22 protein-coding genes and 1 pseudogene are annotated in these 26,355 nt (G+C 44.7%); 17 read left to right on the top strand and 6 right to left on the bottom strand.

Annotated elements, in window-relative coordinates; translation table 11 throughout:
* Position 1: 1 nt before the first annotated feature.
* From J2Z65_RS26675 to J2Z65_RS26635, 9 genes are all read left to right on the top strand, one after another.
* A complete protein-coding gene (locus J2Z65_RS26675) occupies positions 2 to 1,396 on the top strand; it encodes a sulfatase family protein (RefSeq protein ID WP_167052311.1) in 1,395 nt (464 codons plus the stop codon).
* Positions 1,393 to 2,727 carry a sulfatase family protein gene (locus tag J2Z65_RS26670; protein WP_167052309.1) on the top strand — a complete coding sequence of 445 codons (1,335 nt, stop codon included), beginning with the start codon at positions 1,393 to 1,395 and terminating at the stop codon, positions 2,725 to 2,727. The genes J2Z65_RS26675 and J2Z65_RS26670 overlap by 4 nt, the downstream gene beginning before the upstream one ends.
* 243 nt (positions 2,728 to 2,970) lie before the next feature.
* Positions 2,971 to 3,759 (top strand): helix-turn-helix domain-containing protein, encoded by a 789-nt coding sequence (locus J2Z65_RS35960; RefSeq protein ID WP_167052306.1) that lies wholly within the window; start codon positions 2,971 to 2,973, stop codon positions 3,757 to 3,759.
* Positions 3,760 to 3,766: 7 nt separating this feature from the next.
* Positions 3,767 to 5,560, top strand: coding sequence for a cache domain-containing sensor histidine kinase (locus J2Z65_RS26660; protein ID WP_167052304.1), 1,794 nt, complete (start codon positions 3,767 to 3,769; stop codon positions 5,558 to 5,560).
* Between the two features lie 231 nt (positions 5,561 to 5,791).
* The gene (locus J2Z65_RS26655; protein ID WP_420850755.1) at positions 5,792 to 6,652 is read left to right on the top strand and encodes an ABC transporter permease; all 861 of its coding nucleotides are present in this window, start codon (positions 5,792 to 5,794) and stop codon (positions 6,650 to 6,652) included.
* Positions 6,646 to 7,506, top strand: coding sequence for a carbohydrate ABC transporter permease (locus J2Z65_RS26650; RefSeq protein WP_167052301.1), 861 nt, complete (start codon positions 6,646 to 6,648; stop codon positions 7,504 to 7,506). The genes J2Z65_RS26655 and J2Z65_RS26650 overlap by 7 nt, the downstream gene beginning before the upstream one ends.
* A gap of 97 nt (positions 7,507 to 7,603) precedes the next feature.
* On the top strand, positions 7,604 to 9,142 hold the full coding sequence (locus J2Z65_RS26645) for an extracellular solute-binding protein (protein ID WP_167052299.1): 1,539 nt from the start codon (positions 7,604 to 7,606) through the stop codon (positions 9,140 to 9,142).
* 109 nt (positions 9,143 to 9,251) lie between these two features.
* On the top strand, positions 9,252 to 10,079 hold the full coding sequence (locus tag J2Z65_RS26640) for a phytanoyl-CoA dioxygenase family protein (protein ID WP_167052297.1): 828 nt from the start codon (positions 9,252 to 9,254) through the stop codon (positions 10,077 to 10,079).
* Between the two features lie 28 nt (positions 10,080 to 10,107).
* The gene (locus tag J2Z65_RS26635; RefSeq protein ID WP_167052295.1) at positions 10,108 to 10,866 is read left to right on the top strand and encodes an SDR family oxidoreductase; all 759 of its coding nucleotides are present in this window, start codon (positions 10,108 to 10,110) and stop codon (positions 10,864 to 10,866) included.
* A 438-nt stretch (positions 10,867 to 11,304) separates the two neighbouring features.
* Here J2Z65_RS26635 and J2Z65_RS26625 read toward each other — a convergent pair.
* Positions 11,305 to 12,173: pseudogene (locus tag J2Z65_RS26625) on the bottom strand (DUF3231 family protein).
* 184 nt (positions 12,174 to 12,357) lie between these two features.
* Between J2Z65_RS26625 and J2Z65_RS26620 the strand changes: the two are divergent.
* Positions 12,358 to 14,058, top strand: coding sequence for an S-layer homology domain-containing protein (locus J2Z65_RS26620; protein WP_167052289.1), 1,701 nt, complete (start codon positions 12,358 to 12,360; stop codon positions 14,056 to 14,058).
* 69 nt (positions 14,059 to 14,127) lie between these two features.
* On the opposite strand, the gene J2Z65_RS26615 is transcribed toward J2Z65_RS26620, so the two are convergent.
* Genes J2Z65_RS26615 through J2Z65_RS26595 form a run of 5 tightly spaced genes read right to left on the bottom strand, consistent with a single transcriptional unit; the run spans position 14,128 to position 20,455 of the window.
* Positions 14,128 to 16,476: an S-layer homology domain-containing protein gene (locus J2Z65_RS26615; RefSeq protein WP_167052287.1), complete on the bottom strand. Its 2,349-nt coding sequence runs from the start codon at positions 16,474 to 16,476 to the stop codon at positions 14,128 to 14,130.
* A 48-nt stretch (positions 16,477 to 16,524) separates the two neighbouring features.
* A complete protein-coding gene (locus J2Z65_RS26610; protein WP_167052285.1) occupies positions 16,525 to 18,090 on the bottom strand; it encodes a DHA2 family efflux MFS transporter permease subunit in 1,566 nt (521 codons plus the stop codon).
* Between the two features lie 11 nt (positions 18,091 to 18,101).
* Entirely contained in the window at positions 18,102 to 19,424 is a 1,323-nt protein-coding gene (locus J2Z65_RS26605) for an efflux RND transporter periplasmic adaptor subunit (RefSeq protein WP_167052283.1), read from the bottom strand.
* 21 nt (positions 19,425 to 19,445) lie between these two features.
* Positions 19,446 to 20,105 (bottom strand): HlyD family secretion protein, encoded by a 660-nt coding sequence (locus J2Z65_RS26600; RefSeq protein WP_167052281.1) that lies wholly within the window; start codon positions 20,103 to 20,105, stop codon positions 19,446 to 19,448.
* Positions 20,102 to 20,455, bottom strand: a complete 354-nt coding sequence (locus J2Z65_RS26595) for a MarR family winged helix-turn-helix transcriptional regulator (RefSeq protein ID WP_167052279.1) — start codon at positions 20,453 to 20,455, stop codon at positions 20,102 to 20,104. The genes J2Z65_RS26600 and J2Z65_RS26595 overlap by 4 nt, the downstream gene beginning before the upstream one ends.
* A 365-nt stretch (positions 20,456 to 20,820) precedes the next feature.
* Here J2Z65_RS26595 and J2Z65_RS26590 point away from each other — a divergent pair, with 365 nt between their 5' ends.
* The 7 genes from J2Z65_RS26590 to J2Z65_RS26565 all read left to right on the top strand — a co-directional run bounded on the left by J2Z65_RS26590 (position 20,821) and on the right by J2Z65_RS26565 (position 26,177).
* Entirely contained in the window at positions 20,821 to 21,270 is a 450-nt protein-coding gene (locus tag J2Z65_RS26590; RefSeq protein ID WP_167052278.1) for a MarR family winged helix-turn-helix transcriptional regulator, read from the top strand.
* 31 nt (positions 21,271 to 21,301) lie between these two features.
* The gene (locus J2Z65_RS26585) at positions 21,302 to 21,676 is read left to right on the top strand and encodes an ABC transporter permease subunit (RefSeq protein WP_205300868.1); all 375 of its coding nucleotides are present in this window, start codon (positions 21,302 to 21,304) and stop codon (positions 21,674 to 21,676) included.
* Between the two features lie 73 nt (positions 21,677 to 21,749).
* The gene (locus tag J2Z65_RS26580; protein ID WP_167052276.1) at positions 21,750 to 22,295 is read left to right on the top strand and encodes a GNAT family N-acetyltransferase; all 546 of its coding nucleotides are present in this window, start codon (positions 21,750 to 21,752) and stop codon (positions 22,293 to 22,295) included.
* 27 nt (positions 22,296 to 22,322) lie between these two features.
* Positions 22,323 to 23,009 carry an N-acetylmannosamine-6-phosphate 2-epimerase gene (locus tag J2Z65_RS26575; RefSeq protein WP_338111543.1) on the top strand — a complete coding sequence of 229 codons (687 nt, stop codon included), beginning with the start codon at positions 22,323 to 22,325 and terminating at the stop codon, positions 23,007 to 23,009.
* A 14-nt stretch (positions 23,010 to 23,023) separates the two neighbouring features.
* A complete protein-coding gene (locus tag J2Z65_RS26570) occupies positions 23,024 to 23,182 on the top strand; it encodes a hypothetical protein (RefSeq protein ID WP_167052272.1) in 159 nt (52 codons plus the stop codon).
* Between the two features lie 1,128 nt (positions 23,183 to 24,310).
* Entirely contained in the window at positions 24,311 to 24,442 is a 132-nt protein-coding gene (locus J2Z65_RS36315) for a phospholipase D-like domain-containing protein (RefSeq protein ID WP_476739241.1), read from the top strand.
* 196 nt (positions 24,443 to 24,638) lie between these two features.
* Positions 24,639 to 26,177, top strand: coding sequence for a nucleotidyltransferase family protein (locus J2Z65_RS26565; RefSeq protein ID WP_167052270.1), 1,539 nt, complete (start codon positions 24,639 to 24,641; stop codon positions 26,175 to 26,177).
* Positions 26,178 to 26,355 lie beyond the last annotated feature (178 nt).

Genomic DNA, 26,355 nt, shown 5'->3' with positions numbered 1-26,355 from the left:
AATGAGAGAACATGAAGCTCGGGAAAAAAAGCCGAATATCGTATTTTTAATCGCAGATGATCATCGATTCGACGGGATTGGCGCTTATGGCAATCAGGTAGTGCAAACACCCGTTCTGGACAGCCTGGCAGCTGAGGGCGTGCGCTTCACATCCATCTACACGATGGGGGGGCAGACGGCTGCACTCTGCGTACCCAGCCGCGCCTGTCTCTTGACAGGGACGAATGTCTTTCATGCGATGGTAACGGAAAAAGAAGTTAAGCTTGGAGAGACGGAAAATCCGCAGCTGTGGGCGATTAATCCATCCCTCCCTACATGGCCTGAGGTGTACCGCAGAGAGGGGTATCGGACATTCGGCATCGGCAAGTGGCACAATGGCAAAGAGAGCTTTGCCAAAAGCTTCTCGGACGGGGCGAGCATTTTCTTTGGCGGTATGGGGGAGCATATTGGGCTGCCCATTCATGCGTATGACCCCGCAGGCATTTATCATGCGGACCAAGCGAAGCCAAGCGACAAGTTTTCTACGGAGCTTTTTGCAGAATCAGCCATTGACTTTATCCAGCAGTATAAGGAAGAGGAGCCGTTCGCTTTATACGTGGCTTTTACGGCGCCGCATGATCCAAGGACCCCGCCTCAAGCTTATTTAGACCGATATTCAAATGAGCATATACCTCTTCCTGACAATTTCATGCCGGAACATCCTTTCGATAATGGCGAACTGTACGTACGTGATGAACAATTGGCTTCCTTTCCGCGCAAGCCCGAAGAAATTCGCCAGCATTTGGCCGAGTATTACAGCATGATAACGCATATGGATGAACAAATTGGCCGTATTATGCAGGCTTTGGAAGAGAGCGGTCAGCGTGAGCAGACGATTGTCGTATATACGGCGGATCACGGCATAGCTTTGGGGCAGCATGGACTTATGGGTAAGCAAAATGTATATGAACACAGCATCCATATTCCGCTTATCATGCAAGGACCCGGCTTGCCGCAAGGAGTGGAAGCTCGTGGACTTGGCTGTCAAATGGATATTTTTCCGACTTTGTTCGAATTAACCGGAACTTTGCTACCGCAAACGGTTGAGGGCAAGAGTATGGTAGGTATGATTTCAGGTGAAGCTACGGGATCGAGGAAGAACGTATTCTCAGCCTATAAAAATGTTCAGCGCATGGTGAGTGACGGACGCTGGAAACTAATCCGCTACTTCCGCAGCGGTGAAGCGGGCACGAATCGGGCGCAGTTGTTTGATTTATACAATGATCCAGGAGAAACCTGTGATCTGGCGGAGGATCCCGCAAAGCTGGAACAACTGCAGCGGATGGAACAAGAGCTGCTAGCGTGGCAGCAAAGCATCAAAGATCCAATCCTTCATGAAATGAGGAAAAAAGGATGAGTCGTCCCAACGTTCTGTTTCTATTTCCAGACACGCACCGGGGAGATTGGATGCCTTATGCGCCTGCAGCTTTGGCCGCTTTGGGCATGGAGGCATTGCCGCTGCGTATGCCTCATATCGAAGCTTTAATGAAGCAAGGCGTTACTTTTATGAAGGCGGTTACCTCTTCTCCCTTGTGTGCGCCGGCCAGAGCTTGTCTGGCATCGGGATTGCGGTACAACAAGCCGGCGGTGACAGGCAATCATGAGAATTACGATTTGTCACGCAAAACGTTCTACTCCGTTTTGAAAGATAACGGCTACCGGGTCGGCGGCGTTGGCAAGTTCGACTTGCATAAAGCCACGCATTGGTGGGGGTTGGATGGCTGGATTGACGATTTAAGTCTTCTCGGATATACAGATGCGATCGATAACGCTGGCAAAATCGATGCCATTATTTCGGGCAAAGAATCTCCGAAGGACCCTTATATGTCCTATTTATACAAGGAAGGATTGGCGGACGTTCATCTGAAGGATATGACAGATCGCGGTCAACGAACAGATGCTACGGATCTGCCGGATGAGGCGTATTGCGACAATTGGCTGACGCGAAACGGCGTGCAAATGCTGGAGTCGTTCCCTGCTGATCAGCCATGGTTTCTCATGGTTAACTTTGTGGGCCCGCATGAGCCGTGGGATATTACACACCGAATGAAGGCGGACTGGGAGCAGGTTCAATTCGCTGCGCCGAACAGCAGCAGTGTTCCGGAAAAAACATGGAACCAGATTCGTCAAAATTATGCCGCCATGCTGGAAAATATCGACCGAAATATCGGTCTGTTGCTGGAGGCGGTAAGGCGCCGTGGCGAGCTGGACAATACTGTGATCATATACGCATCGGATCATGGCGATATGCTGGGGGATTTCGATAAATTCGGAAAATGCAGGCCTGAACGCGGTTCCGTGCATATTCCTTTAGTGATTAGCGGCCCTGGCATCCAGAAAGGGCAGTACAGCGATACGCTTGTAGAGCTGCAGGATTTGGCAAGCACCATACTGGACTTGGCCGATTTATCGATGGAAGAAGCGCAGGATTCGATTTCTCTTAAAAGTGTGTTGCGAGGTGAAGCGGGGAGCGCTTTACGCGAAGTGCAGATTTCCGGCTTGGACGAAGGGCCTCAGCATCCGAGCTCATGGCGGATGGCTTCCGATGGGGAGTGGAAGCTGATTGTTGAGCGAGACAGGGGGGATCGTTTGTACCATGTGCAGAGCGATCCGTGGGAAAACCGAAATGTGGCGGAGGAGTATCCGGAAGTGACAGTGAAGCTTAAGGCTGCGCTTCAGGGATTGTGATTCGAGGTGGGAGAGGTTGTCTTACAAGTAGAATGATCTACTTGAGGATAGCCTTTTTTTGTGCCCCAAATGTTCTTCGAAACGGGGATCTTTGTTCCCTTAGCGCGCATGGTTTCCTAGATGTTGAGTTTGTTTTTTTATACATTTTTACATTATTTCTGTATAAACAAAAGCTGATATAATTGATATCATGGTTGTAAGGATGGTTAGCGATTTCAAGGTTAAAGAAAGGTGGGGGACAATGTGTCTGTCGCACCGGTAAGCGTGCTAATTATTGATGATGAATTGCCGTTAAGACAAGAACTCCGTTCCATGCCATGGTCTTCATTTGGAGCTGAACTGGTCGGAGAAGCGGAGAATGGGGAAGATGCTTTGGCGCTGTGCGAAGTCTTGGAACCTGATCTTGTTATCTCGGATATAACCATGCCCATCATGGATGGATTGGAATTGTTTCGCATCGTTAAAAAAAGGTTTCCGCTCATCCAATTCGTGCTGTTAACTTGCCATAGCGATTTTCATTATGCTCAAGAAGCGCTGAAGTTAGGGGCGTTGGACTATTTTACGAAGCTGTCGTTTGATGAAGGGGATATGAAGATAGCGATTGAAAAAGCTCGAGCAGCGATCCGACGTGAAACTGATTTAAGGGATTATGAACAGGAACGGACGCGCCGGGAGTTGGCCAATCCGCAAAAGTCAGTAACGAGTGATGAACGGAAGATTCGCAAAGAAGTTCAGTTGGCACAAAGAATTATTGTGAGTAAGCTGGGAGATCCGATTACGCTGACCTCTGTTGCGGATGAGGTCGGGTTGAGCTCGTATTACCTCAGCCGTCTATTCCGGGAAGAAACCGGGGAATCCTTCAATGATTATGTCACTCGGCTGCGCATGGAGAAGGCCGTGAACCTGCTTCAGAACACTCAGCTTAAAGTATACGAAGTGGCCGAGCAGGTAGGTATTCCGAGTTACCGTTATTTTTCGCAGCTCTTCCGAAATTGGACCGGGGTAGCACCAACAGATTATAAAAAGGGCTGATGACAAAATGAAAGCGCTTATCTCATGGTTTGGCAGCTGGAGTATGCTGGCCAAACATTTTCTTTTTTTATCCCTTGGAACGCTTGTGCTGTTAGGAGGACTTGGCTGGATCAACCTGCGCGAAGCGGAAGGATTGTTTCGGAGGCAGGTCGTATCGGACGCCCAAATTATTATTGACCGAACTAATCTCTATATGAATGCGTATTTGGACAATGTACAAAATATTCTTCTGCTCATCTCAACCCGTGAAGATCTGTTAAATGTCGGTATGGAGAAGGAGGCTTCGGATGTTCTGCGGTCGTATGCGAATATGAACAGAACGCTGTATAAGTCGCTCTATTTGGTTGGCGAAGACGGGCATGTCATTTCCAACTCTCAAACTACTTTTGATATTATTGGAAATCCTGAAATTCCTAAGCTGCTTGCGAAAGCCAAAGAAACCTACGGGATGTTTATCACAGAGCCCTATCAATCTCCCATGTCGGGTAAAACCGTCGCCTTCGTTTTGCCGATTCAATCCTCCTCGACGAAGTCATTAAAAGGGATTGCTGTCGTGGAAATCGATCTCGTTGAATTAACGAATCTGATCGCTCAATTCATGAATACGAAAAATCAAACATTTGCGATCATCACCAATAAAAAGAATGTTGTCCACTCGTTTGACGCTAGTCTCCCGCTTAATTCATACCGGCTGCTTCCTTATAACATGTCAGTGTTCCCGCCGGAGTTGGATGCAAGCTTTGTCGATAAAGTGTCGGAGCTTCCTCTCGGAGCAGCGGAGATCGATGGTCCACAGGGCGATTTGGTTGCTGTGAAGTCCGGGATGAATAAGCTTGGCTGGTATTTTATCGCCTTCTATGAAAATAGTTTTTTCTATCAAAATATACGCAGCCTTTACCGAAATTTCAGTACGGCGGGCGTTTTTTGGATCTTCCTTGTCTTAGCCAGCACTTACATGATAAGCCGGTATATTACGCTGCCCGTACGTACATTGGTTGCGAAGATGGACCGGATACGGGATATGGAGGTGCTTCACACCATACATGCGACTGGAAATGACGAGATCGGTCGATTGACGCGAAGCTTTAATGCGATGATGGAGCGGATTCATCATCTGCTGCACGAAACGAAGGAAGCGGAGCGACGCAAGAAGCATTTCGAGCTGAAAATGCTGCAGAGTCAAATCGCCCCGCATTTTTTGTATAACACCCTTGCTTGTATCAGTTCTTTGGCCAAGCAGCACAAAATCCACGAGGTTCGGGAAACGATCAAGACGCTTGTTGGCTTGTTGTCTTTCAGCTTTGATAAAAGCACAGAATTCGTCACTTTGGCGGACGAACTGGAAGGGCTGCGCATGTATGCGTATATTCAGAAAGTACGCTACGGTGATAAGTTCACGATGGACATCGACGCCGCTACTGCAACGCTATCGAAAACAATTTTGAAGCTAACCTTGCAGCCGCTTGTGGAGAATGCCATTTTCCACGGGATTGTACCGCTTAAGCGTGCAGGAATGATCCGTATACGGACGAAGTGCGTGAAGGATAAACTGATAATTACGATCAGGGACAACGGGCTCGGGATGGACTCGGAGGTCCTGAACAGTCTGTTTGAAGTGCGGCACAAAGCGCCAAATAAACACAGATTCACAGGAATCGGGATCATGAATGTCCATGAACGAATCGGGCTCCATTTCGGAACGGAGTATGGATTGTCCATTTTCTCCCTGCCGGAACTTGGTACGTTGATCCGAATCGAGCTGCCAGCTGTGGAACACGAACATGCAGGAATAACCAAATAAAGCGTTTGCAATAATTCGGACATTTTCGCAGGATCACTGTATATTTTCCAAAGAAAGCGCTTGCTATACTAAACTCAACCCGTTAGGAAGCGAGTGATCAGATGGAAAAGAGGTGGCCTCATGGAACAGCAAGTTGCAATTGGGAAGGAAACAGGGGCGGGGAGCAAAGTAAAGGAAACGAGGCTTAAATTATCTGCGAAGCAGGTTTGGGCCTTTCGGGCTTTCTATCTCATGCTTTTGCCTGGCGTTATTTATTACGTAATTTTCCGCTATATTCCCATGTATGGTGTGATTATTGCATTTAAAGATTTTCAAATATTAGATGGCATTCTCGGCAGTGGTTGGGCTGATCCATGGTACAAGCATTTTCAAACGTTTTTTGATTCCCCTTATTTCGGACAGCTCATGGTCAACACATTCGTCATTAGCATCTATAAGCTGCTTTTCGGCATGGCACCGCCCATTATTATGGCGCTGCTTCTCAATGAGTGCAGGCTGCGCTGGTTTAAAACTGTTGTACAGACGCTAACGTACATGCCGCATTTCTTATCATGGGTGATTATTTACGGTATTTTAATTGCACTCCTTTCGCAAAACTCCGGAATTGTCAACCGCTTTATCGAAGATGCCGGCGGACAATCGATAGGATTCATGACATCGGTTGATTACTTCCGGACGATTCTGGTCAGTTCGGAAGTTTGGAAAGATCTTGGCTGGGGCGCGATCATCTACTTGGCAGCGATGACAGCGATCGATCCGACCTTGTACGAGGCTGCACGAGTGGATGGCGCAAGCCGCTTGCGGATGATTTGGCACATTACGCTGCCAGGCATTCGAAATGTTATTGTGCTTCTGCTCATCTTAAAGCTGGGGCATATTATGGATGCCGGATTCGATCAAATTTATATTCTGTATAACATTCAAGTGTATCAAGTTGCGGATATATTGGACACCTGGGTGTTCCGGACAGGATTGCAGCAGCTTAATTTCTCGCTGGGGGCAGCCGTAGGATTGTTCAAATCGGTTATTGGGCTTGTCCTGGTACTAGGCTCCAATCACTTATCCAAGAAATGGGGTGAGGGCATATGGTAAGAGGCTGGGAAGACCGGATCGTAAATACGATCGTCGTCGTCATCCTCGGGCTTGCTGCACTGGCGGCGATCGTACCGCTGATGTATGTGATAGCCGTGTCCATCACACCTTTCTCCGAGGTACTGAAAAACGGAGGTTTCATCCTCATTCCTAAGTCCGTCACCTTTAGCGCTTATCACAAGCTTTTCACCGAAACGAATATTCCAAAAGCCTTCTGGGTGACGATCTTCATCACCGTCGTAGGTACGATTGTGAATCTGATTTTGACTTCGCTGATGGCTTATCCGCTTAGCCGTCGCAATCTCCCAGGCAGAAGCTTCTTCCTTCTGATGGTCGTCTTTACGATGCTGTTCAGCGGAGGACTCATTCCGACTTATTTGGTTGTGAAATCCTTAGGACTCTTGGATTCCGTCTGGTCGATGATTTTACCCAATGCGATTTGGAGTTTTAACATTTTGATTATGAAAAGCTTTTTTGAAAGCCTTCCGGAAGAGTTGTTTGAATCGGCCCGGATGGATGGCGCTAAGGAATTCCGTATTTTATGGCAAATCGTATTGCCGCTTTCTGTTCCTTCAATGCTCACAATTGGGTTGTTCTACATGGTCGGTCATTGGAACGAATTTTTCCAAGCGATTATGTATGTGACAGACCGCAATTTGTTTCCTTTGCAGGTCGTTATTCGCGAGATTCTCATGCTGACCCAGCAACCGCTTGAAAATGCCGAAAATATGCTTCCTACCGAAACGATGCAAATGGCGTCTGTTGTCGCTGCAAGCTTACCGATCATTCTTGTGTATCCGTTCATTCAAAAGCATTTCACCAAAGGAATGCTAATGGGCTCCGTCAAAGGTTGACCCCGTATGTCGAATGCATCAGGACTGCAGCCTGGTTCGTTCTGTTACGGCGACAATAGAAGCAACTTTAACTTTTTTAAAGAAAGAAGGGGTATCTATGAAAAAGAAATTGCTCGTACCAATTCTTCTCGCCATGACTTTCGCTGGTGGAACACTTATAGCCGGCTGCGGTGGAACACCTGCTGCGAATAAACCTGCCGACAAAACAGCGGAGAGCGGCAAAACGCCAGCCAGCTCCAAGCCAGTTAAGCTTGACATTATCGAAACGGGCAGCGGCCTTCCTTCTCCCGATCAGGACATTATTAAGCAGGAGCTGGATAAGGCGTTGGGCACGGATCTCAATCTAACCGTGTATGCATCCGGCGATGATTACAAAAATCAGTTAAACGTGCGTATGTCATCCGCGAACTTCCCGGATCTATTCGCTGTCGACCGCCAGCAATTGAAGCAATTTACAGATCAAGGGCTCTTGCTTGACCTCACGCCTTATTTGGATAAGCTGAAGTCTGTACAAGACTTTATTGGGGCTGACAGTTTGAAGAAAGGGATGCTGAACGGCAAAACGTATGCCATCGCCAAGTCGCCGCAGGTTCCTTACAATACGTACTGGATTCGCCAGGATTGGCTCGATAAGTTGAATTTGAAAGTTCCTACGACACCGGAGGAATTGCTTGAAGTTTCCAAAGCGTTCACCGAGAAGGATCCGGACGGCAATGGGAAAAAAGATACGTATGGCCTCACAGGAGGTAAACTGGGCGCTTTTGATACCGTTTTTGGTGCCTATGGCGTAGGTATGGACGGAGGTACACCAACCGTTTATGTAAAGGATAATAAAGTGGTGAATTCCCTGTATGATCCCGGGATGAAGGATGCGCTAGCTTTCGTCCAGAAAATGATTGCTTCCGGCTCGGTGGATCCAGAGCTATTGGCAAACTCAGGCCTTCAACATCAACAAAAAGCGATTAAAGGGCAAGCAGGTATCGTTTATCTGGATTGGCCGAATGTTACGAAGGAGCAATTTGTTGAGCAAATTAAAGCCGTGAACCCGAACGCCAAATGGGTGCAGGTTGATGCCATAAAAGGACCTGGCGGTAAATATGCAAGCGCCTACGACATTGGGAAGGCAGCAGCGTTGTACGCCGTTCCGAAGTCGCTTGAGAAAAATCCGGAGAAGCTGCAGAAGGTCATTGATTTATTGAACTATGTGTCCTCCAAAGATGGTTCCTTGTTGGTGCAATACGGAGTGAAAGGCAAGCACTATAATCTGGATGGCAGCAAAGTTGTTCCGACAGATTTGATGGGCAAAGAAGGCGGTTATTTCTGGCTGTATCAATTCGCAGGCCGCCCGGAAATGGATTATTTGACGGTGAAATTCGGACCGCAGGCACAGTTTATGGAATTCGCGAGCAAACAGCCGCATATTGATGGATTGGCTGGATTTGTCGATATGCCGAATGGCTACAATGCTGCAGATGCGAGTCGCTATATTGAAGAAGAATTCTCCAAATTCTTATATGGCAAGCGTCCGCTCAGTGAATACGACAGTTTTTTGAAGACATTGGAAAGCTCGATGAATTATAAGGCTTATTTGGACGCTGCGGACAAAAGAATCAAAGAGCTTGGCTACGTGAAATAATAGCCTGAGGAAAAGGAAGGAGAAAGGGGCTTCCTTTTCCTTTAAAAGCAATATTTACACGTGTAAAACAAGAGAATGACCATTAAATTAAAAAGAGGAGTGTATTCACATGACACAAACAAAACTGGATATTCCTGCACTGATTCAACAATTTAACGAGAACGGTTATTTGATCCTGCCGGGCGTTCTATCGGAAGATAAAGTTAATCGATTGAATGCCGCGATTGACCGAATCGTCTCCGAAGAACCGGAATCATTAGCATATAACATTTATAACAGTATAGAGCGTGACGATGAGATTGCTTCACTTATCGATGAGCCCACTCTGCTTCCTCTAATGGTTAATCTGCTTGGCTATAACATTCAACTGCACATCTCACATTTAACCATTCGTAAACCGAATCCGAACGATGTGAAAACCGAGTCGCACAGTTTCATCAACTGGCATCAAGACGGGCCGCATCCACAGTTTCCGAAGCAAAATGGCATTACCTCTACCTATTACATTAAAACTTGCTATATTCTGAGCGATATGACCCAACCGGACCGCGGTAATACGAAAATTATCCCTGGATCACATAATAAGGTGTTTCATCCAGAAAGTCAGGATGTGCAAGGGCAGGTGGCAGGGGAAGTGCAAGTATGCGGCAAACCGGGTGATGTGTTTATTTTCCCGCAAAACCTGTGGCATGCCGGAGCGCCTAATCGCTCGGAATTTACACGCCGGCAGCTGTTCCTCGGTTATAGTCCGATTTGGCTAAGACCTATTGATTATCGAACGGCGTCTGACCGGCTCCTGGAAAACGCTTCACCTTATCGGAATCAGCTTCTGGGCGTCATAGATGAGAACCCGTTTAAATATTATGTTCCCTCAGAATCTATGGTACCATTGAAGGAGCTGTACAATCAGGATGCTGGCAACAGTGTCTATAAATAAGAGTGCTACTTAGGAAGAGGTGGACCCATTGAATTCATCAACAAGGCTGGAGGGGAAGATCGCGCTTGTTACCGGTGCTTCCCGCGGACTAGGGCGGCATATCGCAGCTGCACTTGCGGCAGCAGGGGCCGACGTCGCTGTCAATTACGCGAATAACGTACAGGATGCGGAGGAAACGGTTCGCCTTATCACTACCGCGGGCGGCAGCGCGATTGCTTTTCGCGCTGATATCACAAACGAGGCAGAAGTGGCCGATCTCAACGGGCGCGTGGAGCAGCATTTTGGCAGGAGTATTGATATTCTGGTCAATAATGCGACAGGCCCGCAGCCGATGCTATCGATTGAAGAGAGTTCATGGCAGACTTACATGGATCAGCTGGAATTTTTCGTGAAGGCGCCCCTGCTGCTTGCAAAAGCGGTGCTCCCAAGTATGAAGCTTAAGGGAGAAGGCAGCATCATTCACATTGGCAGCGAGGTGGTTCAAATCGGGAATGCGAATTTCTCCAGCTACGTGACGGCCAAGTCAGCCATGGTGGGAATGACGCGATCTTGGGCCAGTGAGCTGGGTCCACATGGTATTAGGGTGAATCTGATTGCACCGGGATGGATACCTGTGGAGAGGCATGAGGGCGTTAGTACGGAAGGCTATAGCGCCGGTGTGCCCCTTGGGCGGGTCGGCGAGCCTGCGGATATCGCAAATGCTGTTGTTTTCTTAGCTTCGTCAGAGTCTGCGTTTATTACAGGGCAGTGCCTTTCGGTAAACGGCGGTAATACGTTCGGTATTTGAATTTGATTTGAATGGCAGCAGGGTACCTACGCCTTAATTATTTTGAAAACAGCGTTTAAGCCCTGTGGATAAAGATAAAAGGGTGCTGTCTCCAAAGGCTAGGGATGACCACCTGTTGCTAATGAGAACAAGAGTTCGATATTTGCCCCAATGTCAGTGATTTGATGAATAAGTGGGAACCTTGTTCCGCTATTCTGCCGATTTTAAGCGATGTGAAGGCTGCTTGGGCAAATAAGCGACTGTAGTTCCGTTAACAACGTGAAAACAGCCCATCGAGCACAAATAGCGTCCTGTAGTTCCCGATCTTTCTCAAGAGCACAGCAGTGGATGCCCCAAAAAAGGAGATAAGCAGGTAAAGCCGCTTAGCTCCTTTTTCATTTTATCGAATGGGATTCGTCTCGCGTGAAACTAAACCAGCACAAATTTGCCAGAGCTTCCCTATTTGCTGCATGTGGCGGCTTTTCCATCCATCCGTGATCTATAAGAATTTCTGCTACATCCGCCGCCATAATTCCCAAGTTTAGCAGATAACCGCGTATAAGTAGATGCTAAATCAGCTCGAGGACTTTGCGACAGAGAAGCACCATATTGTCCAATTCCTGAAGCGACTAAACTCGTAATTTGGACCATCATGAGTTTGTCCGAAAACGGTGGTATTTTAGAATCAGTGACATCGGCTTCTAATGTCATCGGTGATGGTAAGAAACTTTCTCTTAGCAGCATACTAAAAACATCAATTTGTTTTGTGCGATTTCCCTGCCGCGCACAAAGTATTTGCGCACCGCTTCTATTTTAGCAACCTGGCTAAAACTAATAATAAGCGATTTTCCTAAAACATTGCGTTCAACGTTATACGTAAGATTGGCGATTTCATTTGCGATTAGTGGCCGTTTCTCCGAAAATAAACCACCTAAAAAGCTCTGTTTATGAACGAATTCCACGCTGCTAGGCGTAGGTATAATAGGACAATGGATATAGACGCCTTTTTTCTGCGCCATCATTTTGGCATTGTTATGCAGCTCTTTTGATTCCATCAAGCAAGTCGAAATTAATTCTATGATATCTGCTCTCTCTGAAAAAGTAAGCCCAGTGCTGTAAGCGAATAACCCGAGCTTCGCCATGTTTAACATATAATAGAGTATTAACTTATCGCTATACAGTCTTGGAGCCGTTAAATTTACATCTTTATCAGTAAAGCCTTGAGGAACCGGATACTTCTCATTGGCAAATAGTTGAGCGACCTTATCCACATGATTTTGTGAAAAACCTAGCGCGAAGCAGCCCGCGAATATCTTGATCTTCAACATGATTTGTGAATATTATCCCCCTACTGGTTTAAATCATCCAACGACCAGGACATTCGAATTATGCCTTGATGTCATAAAAACGCGAAAAACATTGCTTAAGTCTCAAATTATATGTCGATTTTTCTTGAATTTGGTAGTACTATCGTAATATGAGAGTTAACTACCGAAAGGATGGAATGAATTCATGAGACGGAAATTACTTGTGATTAGTTTGTCTACCCTGTTAACCTGCGGTTCTTTCGTACCGAGCGCCGCTTTGGCAAGCGCGGCGGCTAATTTGGATGCGAATGTGACAGTTGCGAAACAAACAAACGACACTCTGCTGTCGGCCTTATCCGGACCTTCCTCTGTGCAGCCAAGTCAAAGCTTCAAGGTTGTATTCGGGCTTGCCAATGTGAAGAGCCCCGCGTACGCTCAGGATTTAAAGTTTCAATATAACGCAGATTTGTATACGTTTGTAAAAGCTAATTCGCTCATTGATGGCGTAACGATTATCGCTTCCGAGAACAATATGCCGGGGCAACTCCGTCTCTTAGTGGCAAGCGAAGGAGCTGAACATCCGGTGACGGGCAGTACAGATGTCGTCGAACTGGAATTCACTTCTAAGCAGCTGTCACAGACCGCATCCGGCACAATTACGGCAAGCTCGGTCAGCTTAGGTGACGCTTTCGGGAAAGAATTTCAGGCAGACGGTTCTACGGTGGGTGTGAGGGTATTTGTCCAAAGTTCGGACGGGGGGTCCGACAACAACAAAGACAAAGACAAAGACAAAGACAAAGACAAAGACAAAGACAAAGACAAAGACAAAGACAAAGGCAAAGAGAAGGAAATAGTTATCGTAGAGTTGGACAAGGGGCAGACGAAAGCCGAAGTTCCGTTATCACAATTGACTGGAAACGGACTCCAGATTAAGAACGGGCAAGTGGCGATTACCATCGGCAAAAGCACCTTGGACAGCTTAAAGCAGCAAGCTGGAAATGTGGATGGTGCCTCCGTACAGGTGCAAATGGTCCCTGTTGCTGACACGGGTGCAGGGGCTGCGCCGGCTGCCGATCACTCCGCAAAAGTGAGAATAGCAGGGCAGGTTTACGAATTCAGTATCACGTTGAAAAAAGCGGACAGCACCGAGGTGAAACTGACCAAGTTTACAGAAGGCTTAATGCTCTCTTTACCTCTCGAAATGGCTGATAAGAATAAGAAGCTGCTTGGCATCTATTATCTGAACGAACAAACAAATGAATGGGAATACATTGGCGGCAAGGTTGATAAAGAAGCGAACACCATTAACGTCAAGCTTTCTCATTTGAGCAAATATGCGGTATTGGAATACAACAAAGAGTACAAGGATGTACCGGCCGATCATTGGGCGCATGAAACTTTGCAGACGCTTTCCGCAAAGCATATCGTGGGCGGTGTGACCGAGAGCGAGTTTAACCCGAATGGCTTAACGACACGAGCGGAGTTCACTTCACTTCTTGTGAAAGCACTGGGATTGCAGCCGCAAAGCAAGACCTCAACCTTTACCGATGTTTCTTCCAATGACTGGTACGCTGGTGATGTGGCGGCAGCCAATGCGGCCGGGTTGATCACCGGGTTAACCGACAGCACGTTCGCCCCGAACGCACAACTGACTCGTGAGCAGATGGCAGTTTTGCTTGTAAGAGCCTACGAGTATAAGAACGGGAAATCCGTTAGCGCAAATAGTACACAGCAGAGTTATACGGACACAGCGAACGTTTCAGTATGGGCGCAAGAAGCCGTAAACAAAGCTTCTGCGATGAAATTGATGCAGGGAAGAAGCGGAGGTCAATTCGACCCGCAATCTGACGCCGTACGTGTGGAAGCGGCGCAGGTGATCCTGAATCTGCTTGAGACGGATATGTAATTCTAACAATAAAAAACGGAGCCGCGCGAGTTAGCGGGCTCCGTTTTTTATTGTCATTTTATCACTTGATTATTTTAATTCTGCAATGAATCTGTCTACTTCGCCATTTGGTGTATTCACCGTTTCGTAGACCCTGATGGACACATTGTTCTGAACTTGGTTTTGGGTAAGATTGTTGAAGCTCAGCAATTGGGTACCGCTCACTAAGCGATTAGTTCCGGTGAAAGGGAAGGAACTCGAGCCCAATGAACTTCCAGAACCATCCACCAATTCAAATTTCAATTTGGAGAAGTTATTATCTACGATGACCTCAGGATCACGCGTAATATCCATATCCAGATTTAATTTGTACGTATATGATAAGGACGGAGTTGTCATAGTCAGCTGAGATAATGTCCAGCTTTTGATGTTCAACTTGAATGGGTATAAGGAAATATTGTTATGATCATTGTCGCTTTGCGTGCTGACATTGTAGCTGGCAATCGTAGATTTATAGGCAGAAGAATCACTAGCCGATTGTCCTTGTGCAGCTCCTGAAAGGACTCCTTGCACATTTAATTTATACTGATCACTTTGGTCAGTGGATGGAATGGTATAGCCATAGCTAACTACGACTCCTGTTCCGGGAGCAATATCTGAAGCACCCATTGTTTGTCGGCTTCCTGTATAGGTGTGACCATCTTTACCTGCTAATTCCGCGGCAAAAGTCGGTACTGGAATAGGCTTATCGCCTTTATTGATCAGTTTGAACTTAGCCAGACCCGTCTTATTTCCAGTCTCTTCGTTATTCGTTACATGCAATTCTTCCAGTGATACAGCCAGATTTGGATTGATAAACTCATTCCCTTGCTGGAATACCATCGGGGTACCAAAGGTATAATTGCCTCCAGCTGGAGTTGTGCTTGTATCTGTTCCACCATTAGCCGGAAGTCCGAATCCGATGCGTCCGGTATAGTATTGAATCGGTGTTGTCTGTCCTTGTTTCAAGTAGTTTTCAGGCGTAAGAACATAGAAGGCATTCAATTGCGTATTCGTATCGGTCGTGATCGCAAAGTGAATATATTTCTGCTCCCCAGCATTGAGACTTATTGGGGACTCTTCAATTCTTTTGCCAATAAAAGATTGGCCGTCCGATTTTCCGCTGAGTGTAAAATCTGGAACGGTTTCAGCATAACTTCCTGAATTTTGAACCTTAACCTGCACGATATAAGTTGGCGATTGCCCAGTGAACTGCTTGGACATACTCGTAGCTGAATACTTCAGAGATGAGGTCACGCCTGGAACGGAGAAGGTAGCTCCCCAATCTCCCAAGAGGGCAGGGTCATTAATGACAGCATCTTTACCGCGCCATACAATCGAATCAACGGGAGAGTCCGCAAGCAGCGTTTCCTGCTTAGGATACACTTTTTGATCAACATCGATCCAAAGGATATCTGTTAAATTAACTTCCGACTTTACATTGATATCGGTCATATAGCTAAGAGTCACATCGCTCTGCGGCAAAATCGAACGAGCGTTGCTTGCGCTCGGCACTAGCGTATAATTCGTGCCGTCTGCCGTTTTGGCACGGAGTTCATAGTCGGGAATCCGTATCGTCGAATTGGACGAATTGATCAGCTTAACAACAGTCCCAATTCTCCAACCGTCTGTTGTTTTTTCCTGTAGGATACTTTTGATTTGAGCCTGTGAACCACCTGGGAGACCGTAGGTTTTCATATCATCTACATGGATTTCCGCATGTTGACCGGAAGTGGAAGTATTTCCTCCATTAGATGCAAATTGCTGCTTCGCTGCATAAGAGGAAGTAACCAGCAGATCGCGTGTGGCAGGTACGATCCCACCGAAAGTACCATCAGCCTGGTTCCCTAGCAAGTTCAATTGAATAGCAAGCGCAGCATAGCCCTTTGCCCAACTCGAGACGGTGCTATCATTAACCCCTGTAGTCCCTTTAGCTTGAGCATCTTTATTCAAGCCCCGAATCAGGAATGCGGCCAGCTGTTCTTTCGTTACTTCACCTGCCGGGTTATAAGTGCCTTGACCAAAGCCATCGGTAAGGTTAGCGGCTTTCAGCGCTTCGATGTAGGGTAAGGCATAGCCGTTAGCCGGATCTGAGCTGCTCACATCGCTGAAGCTAGATACTTGCAAAGAAGAATCTACTTTCAATCCGAAGATTAAAGCAGCTACTTTGGCAAATTGTGCACGGTTCATTTGATCATGAAGACCAAACACGCCATTACTCACTCCATCAAAAATACCTGCGGCAATCATCGCATCAAATTTAGATTTGGTTGCCGCATCAAGCTGATTTAAATCACTGAAATCCGCGGAGGATTTAGGGGCAGCCGCACCTAGAGCTACAGATGAAAACAAAGTAAGGGCCATAGCTGAGCTCATAATAACTGATAAACTTTTCTTCATTTTCGTACTCCTCTCAAAAGCTGGATATAAAACTGGATGTATAAAAATTTACTTTTTGACCTCGGTTGGCGCTTTTTTTCTCTGGATAAAGAAAAGGACGAAAGGGATACATATAAAAGCAGGAATCGCAGAAATATAAAAAGTGTCAGCGATTGACCTGACCAACGATTCTTTTTGCATGATTCCGGCTAGATAAGTAGCCGCTGTTCCTGAGGCTGTTGCCATATCGACCGACCATGAATAAATGGAGCCTGAAAGCATGGATACCGTATTATTTGCTGAAACTGAATCAACCGGTACACTGTCGCTGATGTGTTGATAGTGAGTAATTTGACGGTTGCTCATGAGCGCCGTAAAGATCGCAATCCCCAGGGAGCCAGCAACCTGACGAACTACGTTGGATAGCGGCGAGGCGTTACCGACCTGCTGAGGAGCTACCGCACGCATTCCTGCAGTGGTTAGTGGCATCATACAAAGCCCGATTCCAATACCGCGGATCGTAAGTATCGTATTTAGCCAATGATTAGGCGTATCCGTCGTCAGATGGTGGAGATCCAACGTAGTGACACCCAGAATTGTAAGACCTGTGATACATAAAGGAACAATCCCGAATTTATCTGCCAGTTTTCCACTAATCGGCATCATAAGCGCCATTGCGATGGACTGAGGCATCATCACAAGGCCTGTCTGCATCGCGGAGAGCCCTTGAATATTTTGCAAATATAACGGGGTCAAAAACGTACCGCCCATCATACCCATCATAACTAAACTGCCCGCAATAACGCTAATGGCAAATTTTAAATTTTTAAAAAGCTTCAAGTCAAGCACAGGCTGCTCAACTCCGAGTTCTACCCAGATCAGCAGCAGCAAGCTGAAGAAAGCAATAAACAGCAGGCTAATGATGAATAAAGAAGTCCATCCTTGCTGCTGCCCTTTACTTAGGGCTAGTAGCAAGCTTCCAAAGAAGAGCATGGATAGAATAGCCCCGGTTAAGTCAAATTTCAATCCTTCTCTTCTTGGAGATTCTTTCAGCAGGACCTTTCCGAGTATGACGGCAAGAATTCCAATAGGTACATTAATGAAAAAGAGCAATCTCCAGCTGTAATTTTGGATCAGATATCCACCGAACGTTGGCCCGAGTGCAGGGGCACACATCGCTGCAACCCCCCACAAGCCAATCGCCGTACCGGTTTTCTCCCGGGGAAACGTGGTATAAATAATTGACATCCCGATTGGCATAATAAATCCGCCGGCAAAACCTTGAATGATTCGGAACAAGATCATTGTACTAGAGCTCCAAGCCAGACCGCAAACTACGGAAAATAAGGTAAACCCGGCTACAGAGTAAATAAATATATTTTTATTTCCGAACTTGGCTCCGAGAAAGCCGCTCATCGGAATTACCATCGCAGATGCCAAGGTATATCCTGTAATGACCCACTGCATCGTATTGATATCCGAGCCGAATACGGCAACGAACTTGTTCATGGCTACATTCATTAAGCTGCTGTTCAAAACGGCAACAAAGGTACCCATGACGATGGCGATAAGCGACAGCCACATTTTGCCGGAGCCTTCTGATTCTTGTTGTTTTACTGCCGATGCATCGGCCATAGCTGCGCCTCCTATTCGGCTTTTACCTTCGTGCCTTCAGCAATCTTATCTGTAGGATTCACGACAATTTGTTCATTAGCTTTTAATTTATCGTTAGGCAGCACGTACAACCAGTCTTGGTTTTTTTCCTCCGTTTTTACTTCAACGAGGTGGGCTGTATCGTCGTTTGCTGTGAATAGATACTCTTTTTGATCCTTTTTAATAATCGCGGTTTTAGGAACTTCCAAACGGCTCTCTTGAGCTGCATTCATTTTTACTTCTGCCACCATTCCTGCAAACAGCAAACCATCTTTATTGTCCACTTTCACTTTGACAGGGAATGTATTGCTATTCGCATTAGCAACTGGACTTACGAAAGATATTTCACCTTTAAAGGTTTGATTCGGCAAGTTTTGTATCGCAACGTCTACCTGCATGCCAGCCTTTACTTGTGTGATTTGGCTATCGGATACACTGAGTTCCACTTGGACTTGATCCATATTCACAAGAGAGAGGACCTGCACGCCGGGTTGAGCAAGCTCACCCACCGAAATGCTTTTTTTGACAATAAGACCGTCTATCGGCGCGGTAATCGTGGCATTGCTCAAGCCGCTGTTCGCAAGCTCTAATCCTGCGTTCAAACGGTCAACATCGGCCTGAAGCGCTGAAATGGTGTTATCCGTTGGCCCGACTTTGGCCAATTGCAGCTTAGCTTCTGCGCCTTGCAGCTGTGCTTCAGCCGCTTTTTGCGCACCTTGTGCTTGTTCAGAGGCAGCTTTCGCCTTCTCATAATCAAGCGTACCTTTATCCAAATCTTCTTGAGTCACACCGGAATTACTGTCGTATGAATTTCTTAAACGATTATAAGTGCTTGTAGCGAGATCAAATCCTGCTTTGGCTTGATCCATGGCCGCGGTTGCTTGTTGATAGGCTCCTTGAGCAGCGCTGACTGCGCTTTGAAGTCCCTGAATTTCCTGCGAACGGGCACCGGCTTTCGTATCGACCAGTTTCGCTTGCGCCGCAAGGAGGGCAGATTCGGCTTGTTTCACTTGTTGCGTCAGATCGCCTGTTTCCAGTTGAACCAACACATCGCCTTGTTTGACTTTACTGCCTTCTTGCACATTTACGCTGGCAACTTTACCAGCTACTTTGGATACAATTTTAATATCCTGATCGGGAATGACTTTACCGCTTAAGCCTGCAGAAGCAGGTTGTCCCAGTTTAATGACATGGACCGGGACTGCTGTGGAACTGGAATCCGCTTGTCCTGAAACTTTGGCGCCACATCCAGGAAGGATAGCAATGGCTGCAAATATGAGAATCGCTGGAACGATTAATTGTTTTCGTTTACTCATCGTCGACTAACTCCTCTTTTTTTAGTTGCCCTTCAAATGAATTTTGATCGAAGTGCTTATACCAGGCGATAAATCAAGTCCTTGGTTGTCATCGATCGAAATTTTGATAGGGATACGTTGGGTTACTTTCGTAAAATTCCCGCTGGTATTGGTAGAAGGTAACAGCGAAAAAGTCGACGCAGTGGCCTTACTAATTTCTTTCACTTTGCCTAACAACACTTTGCCTGGAAAATTGTCCAAACTGATTTCTACCGTTTCGCCTTCCTTAACCTTATGAATCTGTGTTTCCTCCACATTGGCCGACACATACAATTTGTTCGTATCTACGACCATCGCGACGGTTTGACCCGGTGAGGAGACTTCTCCGGCTTTAACCAATGTTTTAATGACAGTTCCTTCTATTGGTGACCGCAGTGCCGCTTGATCGAGGCTGCTTGTAGGCAAATTATTGTTGTCTTGCTGTCCGATAATCTGATCGGCAAGAACGTGATCCCCTTCGTTAACCTGCAACGATGTCACTTTTCCGGTAATTCGCGGCATTACTTTATAGATGTCTCCGGCAAGTCTGGAATCATCTGTAGATAGAAAGTTTTGGCCTTCATACCAAAAATAACCCCCGATTCCTCCGCCGACGACGACCAAAGCAGTCAATATGACGTACAACATTACTTTACGCTTCATGATTTCTCCTCAACCTTCTTTTCCAAATGTCTTGTAATCAAATCGAAAGAACTATGGATTGTTATTAATTCTTCTTCTGAGAATCCATTTAGAAATTTAGAATAATTAGATTCTTGAAAAAAAGAATTTCCCTCAAACTTTGCTTGCATTTTCTCCGACATATAAATCCAAGTCACGCGGCGGTCCACTTCGTCCTTCACACGTTCAATCCATCCATCGCGTTCAAGCCGATCGATGATCCCCGAAACGGTACTATAGGATAAATCAACGGCTTCGACAATCTGTCCAATCGTCTTGGGCTCCTTCTTAATTTGACACAACGTCATGAATTGGGGAGGTGTTAAACCCATACAATTAATCCTTTTCGCTAGTGACTCTTTATGATATCGCGTCAATTGTCTCAAAAGCTTTGCGATGTTCGTCTCGAGATACATCCTCACACCTCATTTCAGATAAAATCTGAACTAAAAATTGCCTTGCCATCATGGAAACAGGAAGGCCACTCCTGCCATGATCCACTCACGTTCAGTGACATAAAAAGAGACTTGAACAATTGACGTTGACTCCTCCAAAAACAAGTTGTATCATGAAACTACATTATTGTATTATACAACTTTAAGTCGTGTTGTCAATAAACAATTCTAGTCCCTTTTCTTATTCAAAATTAGAGCGGGGTATGTTACCATGGTTCATATATCTAATGAGGTGAAAAAGTATGAAATTAGATTCATTGGAGATCATAGAACTAGAAATGGCCATTTTTGTTCGACGTCTCACGTCCTTGTCATCAGATAAAAAATTCGGTAATATCGATCGCTCTGCTTATCTTTTGTTACACCAAATATCGACTCATGGTGGTGCTGGCGTAAAAACATTAGCGGATATCTTCCATTTGGACATCTCCACGGTCAGCAGGCAAGCAGCTTCATTAGAGCAGAAGGAATATGTGTACAGAATACCTGATCCGCAAGATCGAAGAGCATACACCTTTCAAATAACGGAATTGGGCAAACAAGAATTAGATGAATATAAAAGGGCTAGGTCGGTCAGATTTAAGGAAGTGTTAAAAGAATGGTCAGATGACGAATGCCAAACATTCGCACAGTTACTCAGAAAATTCAATCTTACGATCAATGAAATACGTGTAAAAGAGCCCAACCAATGATAGGTTGGGCTTATATTTCGGAGTCGACTGTATGAAGTCGGCGATGTATATGTTAGTACTTAAAACACTGCCCAAACGAAAAATGGCAGTGTTTTTTATTTTTATGCTGCTGACCTTTTTTGACGAGGTTCCGAAAGAAATTCGGGAAGCAGCTTTAGTGGAAGGTTGTTCGGAATTATCACCATTTGCTAGAATTGTGCTTCCCATTACACATAGGGGGATTGCAGCTACTTTCATTCTTACTATACTTGGAATATGGAACGAATTTCTCATCGGTTTGATTTTGAGCGGTAAAAACACCCAAACACTGCCAGTTACAGTAACCTCGTTTATTACTTTTCAAGGAACGGAGGGGGGCCGCTTACAGCTGCAGGAACGTTCATTCCCATGTTGGTTTTTGGATTAATGGTTCAAAAACATTTGGTTAAAGGAATGCCACTAGGAGCAGTTAAATAGAATTCCTATAGGAGATGAGTCGTATGAAAAGAATTTCCCTAACAATGGTGCGTCAAGATCTAAACAACATTCCGACATTTGCATTTCCCCCCAATTACCGTGTTAGAAACTATAAGCCGGGTGAAGAGCATATTTGGGCAGATATTGAAGTAAGCGTAGGCGAGTTTGAAGACAAGACAGCCGGACTGAAGCATTTTGACAAAGAATTCGGTTCTTTTCCGGAGGACATGTCAGCACGTTGTTTATTTATTGAGAACGAGGATGGCAAAGTAATAGGAACGACAACCGCCTGGTATGGTGCGTTTCAGGGGGAGGAAGCCTGGGGAAGAATCCATTGGGTGGCCGTTCATCCGGATTATCAAGGCCAAAAACTTGCGAAACCGTTGCTAAGCGCAGCTCTTCAAATCTTGTCTCACTATCATAAAAAAGCCTATTTAACCACGCAAACCACGAGTTATCAAGCTATCAATATGTATCTAAATTATGGTTTTGAACCATTGATTACGAAATCTGACTGTCTAGAAGGTTGGCGCCTATTAGAAGAGGCATTACATCGAAAAATGGTATGACAACCAGCAGCAGAAAGGATGGGTTTGGTGAATACACATAAAAGAACCTTCTCCCAACGAGGACTGATCGTGTCCTGCCAAGCGCTGGAGCATGAACCGCTGCATGGCGGAGATACGATGCGAAAAATGGCCATTGCGGCACAAATGTCCGGCGCGATAGGTATTCGAACGAACGGCGTGCACGATATTCGAAGCATCAAGGGAGCTGTTGATGTACCGGTTGTCGGCTTAATTAAGAGGGATATCCCGGAGTCGGACATTTTCATTACGCCGACGCTGGATGAAGTGAAGGCAATCCTTGATGCGGGAGCCGACATCGTAGCGTTGGATGTTACGGATCGGGAAGGGCGCTTGGACATCGCTTGCGAGTTGATTGCTTATGTACACCAAGCGGGCGCTGCCGTGATGGCAGATGTGTCGACCTTTGAGGAAGGGGTGGCAGCCGAGCGTCTCGGTGCCGACTATATCGGAACAACGTTGTCGGGCTATACGCCGTACAGTCCGCAGCTGGAAGGACCGGATTTCGAGCTTGTGCGTCAGCTAAGCGAAGCGGTGAACATCCCCGTCGTAGCTGAGGGGCGGATTTGGACTCCTGCGGAGGCAGTGAAAGCGCTCGAAGCGGGAGCGACCTACGTTGTTGTTGGAAGCGCGATCACCCGTCCGCAGTTGATTACGACGAGATATGTGGAGGCGCTGCGGAAGCTAATTCCGTAGGGAGTGAAATTGGGATGGAGAAGTATTTGTATGATGTGCAATCTTCCTATGCCGCCGGCGTGGACATCGGCGGTACAAAGATTAATACAGGGATCATTAATAGGCAGGGGGAAGTGCTCTATTCTTTCAGTCTGCCTACGTTAGCTGGAAAGCGAGTGTCATCGAGCGGGTGATAGAAGCTATAGAGACGGTTTTGGCTAAGCTGAAAGACGTCTAATGACATGAATACTCACTTTATGGAAACCTTGATTTATCTAGGTTTTTTTATGTTTGCGGAAGATTTATATCTTTTTTTACGACATGAATTTTCCCACTAATATTTAAAGTACCTGATTCAGAAGTATTTGTATCAGTTTATGGAAGTGCTTCGGCTCAGATCGCGGCGAACCCGCCATGCAGGCGGATCGCTGAGCAACAACAGCAGTTAAGAGGTGGAGACGACAATACTTCTTAAATTTCGTCAGACTCAAGCTAATTCTCTCTCACGAATTGTATGACAAGATACAGTGATCTGGGGGGAATAATGATGGATGAACGCGAAGGGTCAACTATTAATGGTTTATTTAATGGTATCTGTTTGTCTATAATGCTTTGGATTATACTCTATAAGATTTTCTTCTAAGGAGGGTGGCGCGGTTGTGCTCTCTAAAATACATAACCGGATAAAAGAACAGGTCAAGGTCAAACATGCTGTAATAACGGGTAGCATTCATGTCAAATGCTGACTGAGAATTTGTGGGATATCGGTACGGACGCCCGAGAAACGCAGCCATTCATGTACTGCTTAGTTATACGATGCGATTAGACCTGGGATAATTAAAAGAAAGCAATTCGCATCTAATGAAAAAGAGACCCCGATATGAGTAAAGTTTATTATTTGTCATCGAACAAAAAATGGGAGACAAATAAGTTTTTGAAGTAGACAATAAAGTTTTGAAGTAATTAGGCGTTCACTCAACCGGTGAACGCTTTTTTAGCAGGGAGTGGACGAGGTGATCATGCTAGATGAACGATTCATTCATTATTAGGCTGTGGTTGTAGTGTGATGGTCGCCCAGCGATGTTTAGACATTCCAAACCAATTAGTGGTGTGGAACGTGATCATCATGGGACAATCTCTCTATTAGAGAAAGAAGCCAGTGTATCTAGTTGTTTTTACAAACCCTTTATTTTGTGCCGGAAGATACGTGCTAGAAGCTTTGAAATTTTCAGGTTTATCCGGTGTGGATGTAAGGATTATGATCCCTTGGAAATCAGATCATAAATTTATGTCTTAGGCTGCTAATTTTATGCCTTGGAGATTTGAATGTAAATATAAAGGTATATTTATATGAAAAAGGATTTATTCATGCAAAAACGATCATGGCGGATGGTGCGGTTTGCAGTATTGATACAGTCAACATGGACATTAGAAGCTTTAAATTAAACTTTTAATTGAATAATTTTATATACAATAGTAAATTTACAAAAAGTTTTTGAAAATCGCTTTCATGGGGATATTAAGGATTGTAGAGAAGTAATGAAAGAAGAGTTAATAAATAGACCGCTAACTGAGAAAATGATGGAATTCATCATTAGACTTATTTCACCAATTTTATAAATGATAACAAAATGGCCATAAAGGAGTAGCATGATGGAACTTAAAATATTCGACTTTATTGAAGAAACTATACAATATTTAGAAAAAATAGATGATGAGTTACAACATGCAGCGAAGGAATTAGAAGTATGTTTCCGGCAATTACTGGAAAGCAACCGTGATAGAGATTTAAAGGTGAGTTCAAGGGTCAAGTCTTCTTCCAGCTTGAGGGAAAAAATAATCCGAAATAATTATTATAAAAAGTATAAGACAAGCGAAGAGATTCTTCTAAATCTTACGGACTTGGTTGGAGTAAGAGTAGAATGCAGATTTATTGAAGATGAAGAGCATATTCATAAAATGTTAAAAAAGTTGTTTAACAAAAGACATGCAGGCGGGTATTTTTATAATGCATTAAATGAAAATATTAGATTGGAGTTAGCCAGCAAGCAGCCTCAGGAACAAAAAAATGGATTTGAAATCTTTAGAATAGATGGTGTTTATGAAAGTAATAATAGAACATTCAAATTTGAACTTCAAATTAAATCATTGGTTAACATATTTTGGGGTGAGCTGGAGCATAAAATCATATATAAAAACAATAACTATAGAATAGCGGATGGTTTTTTAAAGGAACTGATGGGATCGATTAAGAAAAATCTTGCCATGATCGATAATCAGCTCCTTATCATTTATAATCAGTTTAATAGTACAAAAAGTCTGGACCCTAGGATGAGAAAAGCTCAATTAGAAGTTTTACTTTCGAAAATTATTAATGATATATACGCATCGAAATTGCAGAATAGCATAGGTTTCGGCGTTGATTTTAAAAAATCCTGCGATGCCATCATGAAATATATTTTGAGAACGAGCAATGCTGAGCATTTGGAAGATTACAATAAAACAATACTTAAAACAATGGATCGATTAAATGATATTAGCAAAAATGATGTGAATTTTAACAGCGAGCTCGAATTTGAAAGGGATGTACGTTTTGAAGATGATTTTTCCAATCAATTTGGAATGGTTATTTTAAACTCCATAAATAATGACTTTCAATGGAATTTGTTTTTTAGAATATTGTTTGAAATCGAGCTTGGAAATAACGCGGAGGATTTTGAGACATTTATTAAATTTATAAGAAATAGGTTTTATGAAAATGACAGCTTTTGCAGGTTAGAATCTATTTTAAATAAAGAAGAGCTTCATCGTATAAAAAACGACATGATGTTGACCATTGCCTATAGTTTTGAAACTGTAGGCTCCATTGAGTTTGTATATGACAATAAAATGGAGGAAATCAATGAAGGAGTCGCTTCTTTTATCGATTTATTATGTGAAAAGATAAGCTCCTATGAGGATTGGGAAAAAATTCGCGAAATCGGGCTAACTCTGTTGAAATGGAAAGTGATGTCTATTTTTAATTGTACCGTTGAAACCTATAAAGTAAAGGAACTGATCCAAATGGTTAAAGATGGTCATTATAAAATAGAAATCAGTAAAAGAATTTTCAAATATATCGATAAGCTGGATGAGATGGATAAGTTAAAAGCAGAAGATGCGGTTAGACTTTTTAAAATTGATTTATAAATAATGATCGTATCGCCCGGGAAAATACATAACTTCTGTATGCATTGACTGAATTTGAAATCGAAAAAATCTTAAAGATGCAGACATGTCTGTAAAGCCGGCAACATGGCGAGAAAAACTTACTCGTTGAAAATAATATCCACCGAGCAAACTGAACAAATGGCGCTTTCAGGAAAGC

This window comes from Paenibacillus aceris (assembly GCF_017874035.1).
Classification (GTDB): Bacteria; Bacillota; Bacilli; order Paenibacillales; family NBRC-103111; genus Paenibacillus_E; species Paenibacillus_E aceris.
This window is presented reverse-complemented; position numbering and strand designations above follow the sequence as displayed.

Bases quoted from the DNA above. Each gene is read 5' to 3' on its own strand.
- J2Z65_RS26675 (WP_167052311.1), top strand. From the start codon at position 2: ATGAGAGAACATGAAGCTCGGGAAAAAAAGCCGAATATCGTATTTTTA.
- J2Z65_RS26670 (WP_167052309.1), top strand. From the start codon at position 1,393: ATGAGTCGTCCCAACGTTCTGTTTCTATTTCCAGACACGCACCGGGGA.
- J2Z65_RS26660 (WP_167052304.1), top strand. From the start codon at position 3,767: ATGAAAGCGCTTATCTCATGGTTTGGCAGCTGGAGTATGCTGGCCAAA.
- J2Z65_RS26655 (WP_420850755.1), top strand. From the start codon at position 5,792: ATGCTTTTGCCTGGCGTTATTTATTACGTAATTTTCCGCTATATTCCC.
- J2Z65_RS26650 (WP_167052301.1), top strand. From the start codon at position 6,646: ATGGTAAGAGGCTGGGAAGACCGGATCGTAAATACGATCGTCGTCGTC.
- J2Z65_RS26645 (WP_167052299.1), top strand. From the start codon at position 7,604: ATGAAAAAGAAATTGCTCGTACCAATTCTTCTCGCCATGACTTTCGCT.
- J2Z65_RS26640 (WP_167052297.1), top strand. From the start codon at position 9,252: ATGACACAAACAAAACTGGATATTCCTGCACTGATTCAACAATTTAAC.
- J2Z65_RS26620 (WP_167052289.1), top strand. From the start codon at position 12,358: ATGAGACGGAAATTACTTGTGATTAGTTTGTCTACCCTGTTAACCTGC.
- J2Z65_RS26615 (WP_167052287.1), bottom strand. From the start codon at position 16,476: ATGAAGAAAAGTTTATCAGTTATTATGAGCTCAGCTATGGCCCTTACT.
- J2Z65_RS26610 (WP_167052285.1), bottom strand. From the start codon at position 18,090: ATGGCCGATGCATCGGCAGTAAAACAACAAGAATCAGAAGGCTCCGGC.
- J2Z65_RS26605 (WP_167052283.1), bottom strand. From the start codon at position 19,424: ATGAGTAAACGAAAACAATTAATCGTTCCAGCGATTCTCATATTTGCA.
- J2Z65_RS26600 (WP_167052281.1), bottom strand. From the start codon at position 20,105: ATGAAGCGTAAAGTAATGTTGTACGTCATATTGACTGCTTTGGTCGTC.
- J2Z65_RS26595 (WP_167052279.1), bottom strand. From the start codon at position 20,455: ATGGGTTTAACACCTCCCCAATTCATGACGTTGTGTCAAATTAAGAAG.
- J2Z65_RS26590 (WP_167052278.1), top strand. From the start codon at position 20,821: ATGAAATTAGATTCATTGGAGATCATAGAACTAGAAATGGCCATTTTT.
- J2Z65_RS26585 (WP_205300868.1), top strand. From the start codon at position 21,302: ATGAAGTCGGCGATGTATATGTTAGTACTTAAAACACTGCCCAAACGA.
- J2Z65_RS26580 (WP_167052276.1), top strand. From the start codon at position 21,750: ATGAAAAGAATTTCCCTAACAATGGTGCGTCAAGATCTAAACAACATT.
- J2Z65_RS26570 (WP_167052272.1), top strand. From the start codon at position 23,024: ATGGAGAAGTATTTGTATGATGTGCAATCTTCCTATGCCGCCGGCGTG.
- J2Z65_RS26565 (WP_167052270.1), top strand. From the start codon at position 24,639: ATGATGGAACTTAAAATATTCGACTTTATTGAAGAAACTATACAATAT.